This is a genomic window from Erwinia sp. PME.40.26/001 (assembly GCF_055556675.1).
This window is the reverse complement of record NZ_JBVHNP010000009.1, coordinates 130,012-138,026: the sequence shown is the minus strand read 5'-3', so window position 1 is coordinate 138,026 and position 8,015 is coordinate 130,012. Positions and strand designations below refer to the sequence as shown.

At 53.1% G+C, this 8,015-nt stretch carries 7 protein-coding genes and 1 riboswitch; of the genes, 2 read left to right on the top strand and 5 right to left on the bottom strand.

Annotated features, from left to right (window positions below; translation table 11 throughout):
- Window positions 1–222 precede the first annotated feature (222 nt).
- Together murI and btuB are read right to left on the bottom strand one after the other, a co-directional pair.
- Window positions 223–1,074 carry a glutamate racemase gene (murI, locus tag ACZ3HG_RS19855; protein ID WP_191935287.1) on the bottom strand — a complete coding sequence of 284 codons (852 nt, stop codon included), beginning with the start codon at window positions 1,072–1,074 and terminating at the stop codon, window positions 223–225.
- Complete coding sequence (btuB, locus tag ACZ3HG_RS19850; RefSeq protein WP_465334034.1) at window positions 1,019–2,896, bottom strand: TonB-dependent vitamin B12 receptor BtuB; 1,878 nt, start codon at window positions 2,894–2,896, stop codon at window positions 1,019–1,021. Before btuB ends, murI begins: the two co-directional genes overlap by 56 nt.
- Window positions 2,897–2,963: 67 nt before the next feature.
- Window positions 2,964–3,145, bottom strand: a riboswitch (cobalamin riboswitch).
- A 124-nt stretch (window positions 3,146–3,269) separates the two neighbouring features.
- On the opposite strand from btuB, the gene trmA reads away from it, so the two are divergent.
- The gene (trmA, locus tag ACZ3HG_RS19845; protein ID WP_191935288.1) at window positions 3,270–4,370 is read left to right on the top strand and encodes a tRNA (uridine(54)-C5)-methyltransferase TrmA; all 1,101 of its coding nucleotides are present in this window, start codon (window positions 3,270–3,272) and stop codon (window positions 4,368–4,370) included.
- Between the two features lie 30 nt (window positions 4,371–4,400).
- Here the strand turns inward: trmA and ACZ3HG_RS19840 are convergent, their stop codons facing one another.
- Window positions 4,401–4,757: a YijD family membrane protein gene (locus ACZ3HG_RS19840; RefSeq protein ID WP_191935289.1), complete on the bottom strand. Its 357-nt coding sequence runs from the start codon at window positions 4,755–4,757 to the stop codon at window positions 4,401–4,403.
- Window positions 4,758–4,768: 11 nt separating this feature from the next.
- Window positions 4,769–5,410: an HTH-type transcriptional repressor FabR gene (gene fabR, locus ACZ3HG_RS19835; protein ID WP_062746761.1), complete on the bottom strand. Its 642-nt coding sequence runs from the start codon at window positions 5,408–5,410 to the stop codon at window positions 4,769–4,771.
- Between the two features lie 191 nt (window positions 5,411–5,601).
- On the opposite strand from fabR, the gene sthA reads away from it, so the two are divergent.
- Window positions 5,602–7,002 (top strand): Si-specific NAD(P)(+) transhydrogenase, encoded by a 1,401-nt coding sequence (gene sthA / locus ACZ3HG_RS19830; protein ID WP_191935290.1) that lies wholly within the window; start codon window positions 5,602–5,604, stop codon window positions 7,000–7,002.
- On the opposite strand, the gene oxyR is transcribed toward sthA, so the two are convergent.
- A complete protein-coding gene (gene oxyR / locus ACZ3HG_RS19825) occupies window positions 6,976–7,905 on the bottom strand; it encodes a DNA-binding transcriptional regulator OxyR (protein WP_062746767.1) in 930 nt (309 codons plus the stop codon). The genes sthA and oxyR overlap by 27 nt on opposite strands.
- Window positions 7,906–8,015: the final 110 nt, after the last annotated feature.

Here is an 8,015-nt window from a genome sequence, read left to right as displayed (position 1 = left end):
AGCTTCCTGTCGCGAGGTGGCGTATATTACGCTTTCCTCCTTCGGAGTCAACTTCTTTTTGAGAAGTTTTTCCGGCGCTATCAGTTACCTGATGCTGCTGACCCGGTAGCCTGTAAGCCGTTGTTCCGTGTCAGTGGAGGCGCAGTATAGGGATTTTCTGGAGAGTGACAAGGGTAAATTGCAAAAAACTTGCTGAGTGGTGATTTTTTACCCGAAACGTGGTTAAAGTGGTAATTTTTCGAGCTTACTGAAGCCATATCGTTGTAAAACGGGCATTAATTGTACCGCCTGCTCAGTAATATCCATACAGAACGCCATGTTTTCATCCTGCGAAAAAGCATCTGGCGACTCATTTTCCAGTAACCACACCGTTCGACGCGCAATTGCCGCACCTGAATCGATTAAACGGGTACCTTCAGGGAGTACCTGCTGTAGCTCTTCACTAATAAGAGGGAAGTGCGTGCAGCCCAGGACGACGGTATCCGGTGGTTCCTGCATACGCAGCCACGGCTGCAATATGCGCTTCACGTCATCGATAGAAACAGGCTGTCCATGCAGTTTGGCCTCCGCCAGCTCTACCAACTCCGCCGATCCCAGCATCTCAGTCTTACATTCACTGCCAAAACGCGCCACCAGCTCATGCGTATAAGGACGCTTCACCGTCCCCCGGGTCGCCAGCAGGCCAACAACACCGTTACGGGTCAGACGCGCTGCCGGTTTTATAGCAGGAACCACACCGACAACAGGAAATGCAAAGCGCTCACGTAAAGCGGGCAGCGTGACGGTACTCGCTGAGTTACAGGCGATCACCACCAGGGCCAGGGGATAACGGCGGGTCACCGCTTCAACGATAGCGACCACACGCTCGACGATAAACGCTTCCGACTTTTCACCATAAGGGAAAGCGACATTATCGAACGCGTAGAGATAATGGAGATCCGGCAATAATTTGCGGATCTCATCATAGACAGAAAGCCCACCGACGCCGGAGTCAAAGACCAGCACGGTGGGGCGCGGTTTAGAAGGTGTAGCTGCCGCTGAGGTAGTATTCCCGTCCAGGGGTTTCATAGCCATACACTGTCTCGTATTCTTTATCGAACAGGTTGGCAATTCTACCACGAACGGTGAGATGGGATGTGACTGGATACGAAACCGCGAGATCCCACAAGCTTACCCCCCCCAATTTGGCCAGATCACCATTTGGATTTGTTGCATATTGACGGTCGTAGCGTTCACCCAGGTATTGATAACTCACTGACCAGTCGAAATTATACACCGTCCAGTCGAGCTGATACTTCACCTGCTGTTTAGCCCGACGCAGCAAAATCTCATTGGTTTCAGCATTACGCGGATCAACGTAATCATAGGAAATCTGATGAGATACCGAACCGATATCAAATGAAGCCGTTGCTTCAACACCTTTGATGGTCGCTTTATTGATATTGTAATAACCGCCGTTGGCACTACTGTAATCAATAAGGCTGTCGATATCGTTGCGATATCCGGAGACATGCCAGGTCACAGGGCCCGTTAAGCCTTCGAAGCCCCCTTCCCACTGCTTGCTCTCTTCAGGATCAAGATTGCTATTGCCGCCAAAAGAACCATAAAGCTGACCGAGATTGGGTGCCTTAAATGCCGTCCCGTAGCTGGCGATGAAACGATAACCCTCAATGAACTCCCAGGCCGCGCTGGACTGCCAGGTGTTATGCCAGCCGTAAACGGAGTGATCATCGCCACGAACGGCACCTTCCAGCGTCACTGGACCAAACATCTGCTGCCCGGTGGCATACAAACCCGTATTGGTCACTTCACGGCGGTCATTTACATAAGCAGTCCCTGGCTCAATGGACTGCTTCTGCCAGTCAACGCCGCCACCCACACTGCCCTGTCCCACGGCCACATTATTGGCCCACTGCAAATTATACTGCTGGGAGTCATCAAGTGTGGCAGAGGACGCATAGCGTCCCATATCAGGACTGTAATTATAATCTTTCGTGTGACTGTAGCTGGCGGTCAGATTGGAAGAATAGAGACCATTGTTGAAGCGGAGTCCACCATCCCAGGTCTGGCTATACAGCTGCCGGGTATCAACATAGGTATCGGGTTGAACATAGGTCGGGCTACCGTCATAGGCAGTACGGTTATCAAAGCCATAACCCCGAACAAAGGCACTAAAATCATCATTGATCTGATGTTCAATCGCGCCATAGATGTTCTTGCTCATAAACCCATCACGATCGGGTTGTGCTGTGTTGCCAAGTGCATCAGGGTAGTTAGCAACGACATCATAGCCTTTGGTGTAGGTATAGTTACCTGCAAGCGTCACCCGAGTATTCTGGCCCAGCATCTGCTGAGTGGAACCGTCGTAAGACTGATAGCCGTTGGAACCACCCCCTGCCACAAGCGTCGTACCATCCTTAGTGCGCGTGGTAATGATGTTGAGTACCCCTCCAATGGCATCAGAACCATAGACTGCTGAACGTGCTCCACGTATATATTCAATCCGCTGAACCAGTGAAATTGGGATCTGGCTGAGATCGGAAGCACCGCTGATCCCCGCCTGATTAAGGCGCACACCATCAATTAAGATCAGAACATGGCTGGAGTTAGTGCCACGAATAAACAGTGAGCTTTGCTGGCCCATTCCACCATTTTGAGCAATATCGACACCCGGCAGGCGACGCATCACATCCGTCAGCGTTTTTGACTGCCATCGGTCGATCTGCTCTTTCGTGACCACCGTGGTAGGGGCCAAAACAGAAGAGACTGGCTGTTCAAAACGATTCGCAGTCACAACCTGCGTTTCTTCATTACGGTCCTGTGCAAAGCCGTTTTGCGCCCAGAGGGAAATTGCCGTAGCGCTAAACGCCAGCAGCGAGTTTTTAGTTGTTATCATCATCAAGCATCCAAAAGATGTGCAGGATGCCGCAGGCATACGATCGATAGCACGCGATGATCGTAAAAAATGCGACGTTCATCCGGCAGGTCTTCGGGCTCAGAATCCTTAAGTGGCAATGACTTCCCGTCATAAGACAGTGTCTGCATTACGCTATTGTCACGACATTCTATACCGCTGCGCGTCAGCTCCAGATTTACACTGGATTCCCTTTTAACTCGTTGGGAGGCCGGAGGCCGCATTTTATGTACAAATATATTAGAAGTCCAGATATCCAGACATCCATAATGAATGAAGAGTGGACAACGCTGGACATGAGATAAAGATTCCCTACAATCGCCCGGCTATATCAGCCAAATACCCAGGAATCACCATGACACCCGAACAACTGCCTGTTGAACAGTATGATGACCAGCTCACTGAGAAAGTGACACGACTGACGTCGATGATGTCCGCATTTAACGCGCCCGAAGTCGAAATCTTCCGTTCTCCGGTCAGCCATTATCGGATGCGTGCCGAATTCCGTATCTGGCATGATGGCGACGACCTGTACCATATTATTTTCGATCAGGAGACGCACAACCGCATCCGGGTCGACAGCTTCCCGGCGGCCAGTGAGCTGATTAACCGCCTGATGCCCCGCATGATCGCGGCCGTGCGCGACCAGCGTGCGCTGCGCTTTAAACTGTTCCAGATAGATTATTTATCGACGGTCAGCGGGCAGGTGGTAGTTTCTCTGCTCTATCACCGTAAGCTGGATGAAGAGTGGCAGCAGGCAGCCACGCTGCTGCGCGACGCGCTGCGTGCGGAAGGTTTCGATCTGCATTTGATCGGCCGCGCCACTAAAACCAAAATCTGTCTGGACCAGGATTTCGTTGATGAGCGTCTGATGGTGGACGGCCGTGAGATGATCTATCGCCAGGTAGAAAACAGCTTTACGCAGCCCAATGCGGCAATGAATGTGAAGATGCTGGAATGGGCGCTGGATGCCACGCGCGATTCTCGCGGCGACCTGCTGGAGTTGTACTGCGGCAACGGCAACTTCTCACTGGCACTGGCGCGTAACTTCCGCCGCGTGCTGGCAACGGAAATCGCCAAACCGTCAGTCGCCTCTGCTCAGTACAATATCGCGGTAAACCAGATCGATAACGTACAGATTATCCGCATGGCAGCAGAAGAGTTTACTCAGGCAATGAACGGAGACAGAAGCTTCAGAAGGCTGGAAGGTATCGATCTGAGCAGCTATGAGTGCGAAACCATTTTCGTCGACCCGCCGCGCAGTGGTCTGGATGAAGAAACGGTGAAGATGGTGCAGGCGTATCCGCGCATTCTGTATATTTCCTGTAATCCGACGACGCTGTGCGAGAACCTGGCAACGCTGTCCGACACCCATGAGATCGCTCGTCTGGCGCTGTTTGACCAGTTCCCCTACACCCATCATATGGAGTGCGGCGTACTACTGACCCGCCGCTAATCTGGCCCGGGCGATGCGGATCGCCCGATGTTACTGGCTATTTTTACGCGCACGCCACTTCGTAGCAATCCAGAACACCACCACCACCATCAGGATGGTCGGCACAAAGTTAGAGCCAATATCCGGGTATTCTGCCCGGACGATGGCGCTGTACACCAGAATCCCCAGCAGGAAAAAGCCAGCAGCCAGCGAAGGCATTCCTTCAGGCATGGCACGATTCAGGTAGCGCTGATGCAGGCACCATGCAGCCAGGCCGAGCGCGATCAACGGGAAAACTGAAAAGGGCACCAGTGAACTGAACAGCGCCGAAAAGGTACCGTTAATGGAAAGTCCGGTAATAAAGGTCAGCAGCAGTGTTCCTTTGTCCCGGCCCGTTGCTAAATTCATGTCACCCCCTGCTAGTCTTTGGATTCCAGCGTAACTGCCAGCTTTTCCTGCTCACGACGGTACCAGTAATAGGCACCCTTCGAGATCATACGCAGCTGCAGCACCAGTCGTTCTTCCAGCTGACGCCGCTGATCGGCATCAATATCCAGCGCTTCCGCACCGGCGTTAAATACGATAATCACCATCGCTTCAGCCTGCGCCTCGGTGAAGCTGCGCGGCATGCGGTTTTCGATTTCCAGATAGTCAGCCAGTTCGGCGATAAAATGCTGAATCTCACGCGCAACGGCAGCACGGAAAGCCGATGACGTTCCGGATCGTTCACGCAGCAACAGGCGAAACGCATTGGGATTGTCGCCAATAAATTCCATAAAGGTAGAAACCGACGTTCGGATAACGCTGCCACCTTTGGCAATACGCTGACGTGCCTGACGCATAAGCTGTCGCAGCATCAGGCCGCTTTCATCCACCATCGTTAGCCCCAATTCATCTACATCACGAAAGTGACGATAGAATGACGTCGGGGCAATACCCGCCTCCCTGGCGACTTCCCGCAGGCTGAGGCTGGCAAAACTACGTTCGGCGCTTAGTTGACTAAATGCCGCTTCGATAAGTGAACGCCGTGTACGTTCTTTTTGCTGCGCTCTGACGCCCATTTTTCTGCCTGTTTAGCCTGCAAGTGGGCACTATAGCAAAAATTTCAGCGTACAGTGGGCCAAACTTTGTGACCGCCTGTTAACTCACTCATTTGGCAAATGATGGCAAAAAGCACGGTTAGAATTGGGAACTGCGGCGCGAGATGTTAGAATCTCGTTGTAAAATTGTATAAAAAATAGGACGTATTGGTATGCAACAGTCTTATGATTACGACGCCATCGTGATTGGTTCCGGCCCTGGCGGTGAAGGTGCTGCGATGGGCCTGGTCAAACAGGGCGCACGTATTGCCGTTATCGAGCGCTATCACAATATCGGTGGCGGATGTACACACTGGGGGACGATCCCTTCTAAAGCGCTGCGCCATGCCGTCAGCCGCATTATCGAATTCAATCAGAATCCCCTGTATAGCGACCACACGCGTCTTCTGCGTTCTTCTTTTGCTGATATTCTGAACCATACTGAAAACGTTATCAGCCAGCAAACCCGCATGCGTCAGGGGTTCTACGAGCGCAACCACTGTGAACTGTTCCAGGGCGATGCCCGTTTTGTTGATGCCAACACCATCGAAATAGAAAGCCATGACGGCACGGTCGAGCGTCTGACCGCCGGAAAGTTTGTGATTGCCTGTGGTTCACGCCCTTACCATCCGCCGGATGTCGATTTTAGCCACCCACGCATCTATGACAGCGACTCCATCCTCAACCTGCACCATGAACCGGACCATGTGATTATCTATGGTGCCGGCGTGATCGGCTGCGAGTATGCGTCGATTTTCCGTGGCCTGTCGGTCAAAGTGGATCTGATTAACACCCGCGACCGTCTGCTGGCCTTCCTCGATCAGGAAATGTCCGACTCGCTCTCTTATCACTTCTGGAATAATGGTGTGGTGATTCGCCATAATGAAGAGTTTGAGAAAATTGAAGGGGTGGCAGATGGCGTGATTATGCATCTGAAATCCGGCAAGAAACTCAAGGCAGACTGCCTGTTGTACGCCAACGGACGCACCGGGAACACCGACTCACTGTCGCTGGACACTGTCGGACTGGAAGCGGATGGTCGTGGCCTGTTGAAAGTGAACAGCATGTACCAGACAGCACAGCCGCATATTTACGCGGTGGGAGATGTGATTGGTTACCCTAGCCTGGCCTCTGCGGCCTACGATCAGGGACGTATCGCCGCCCAGGCGATGATCAAAGGCGAAGCGACCGCGCACCTGATTGAAGACATTCCGACCGGTATCTACACCATCCCGGAAATCAGCTCCGTCGGGAAAACCGAACAGCAGCTGACAGCGATGAAAGTGCCCTACGAAGTGGGTCGTGCACAGTTCAAACACCTGGCGCGTGCGCAGATTGTCGGAATGAACGTCGGGAGTCTGAAGATCCTGTTCCACCGCGAGACCAAAGAGATCCTCGGCATTCACTGCTTTGGTGAGCGTGCTGCGGAGATCATCCACATTGGTCAGGCGATTATGGAACAGAAAAACGGTGGCAACACGATTGAGTACTTCGTCAATACCACCTTTAACTATCCGACGATGGCGGAAGCCTACCGGGTTGCAGCGTTAAACGGCCTGAACCGCCTGTTTTAACGCGCCGCCGTTCATGACCGCCTGCATATGCTCGCGGATCTCCTCTGCCAGTTGCTCATAGCGGCCGCGCAGAGGGGAACCCGGGCGATACACTAACGCGATGGTGCGTTGTGGTACCGGCTTATAGCAGTCCAGGTAACACACCCCGTCGCGCACTCGCTCTTTCGGTACCGCCAGCGAAGGCAACAGCGTAATGCCGCTGCCCGCTGCCACCATATTGCGCAGCGTTTCCAGACTGGTCGCGCGGAAGTGCGTGTCTTCATCTGCTCCGGCCTGGAAGCAGAAGCCCATCGCCTGGTCGCGCAGACAGTGACCGTCTTCCAGCATTAACAGCTTTTCACCGGAAAGATCCGACATCGGTACGCGATCGCGGTCATGCCACGGGTGATCGGCATAAATCGCCAGTTTCATTGGCTCATCAAACAGGGGCACTTCAATAAAGGCTTCTGACTCTTTCACCAGCGCCAGGATGGCACAGTCCAGCTTGCCGCTGTCGAGCTGCGCCAGCAGCTGCTGGGTCTGCGCTTCGTGCAGATACATCTCCAGCTTCGGAAACGTTTTATGCAGCGTGGGAATAATCTGCGGCAGCAGGTACGGGCCCACGGTCGGGATCAGCCCAATATGCATCGGGCCTGACATCGCCTCACCCTGCTGGCTGGCCATTTCCTTCAGTACTTTCACTTCCCGCAGCACGGTGCGGGCCTGATCCACCAGCAGCAGACCGGCCTGAGTGAACAGTACTTTACGGCTGGTGCGCTCCAGCAGCATCACGCCCAGCTCATCCTCCAGCTTACGAATCTGGCCGCTTAACGTCGGCTGACTCACATGGCAGGCATCGGCTGCACGACGAAAATGGCGATGTTCTGCCAGCGAAACCAGATACTCCAGATCACGTATATTCATCTTATCCTCTCTTTCACGATAGTTCGTGACGATAGATAGCATAGCAACCAACGATTATCCCTATCAAGCATCAATAAAGATAATGTGCCGGTGCAGAAAGGGAGCACACC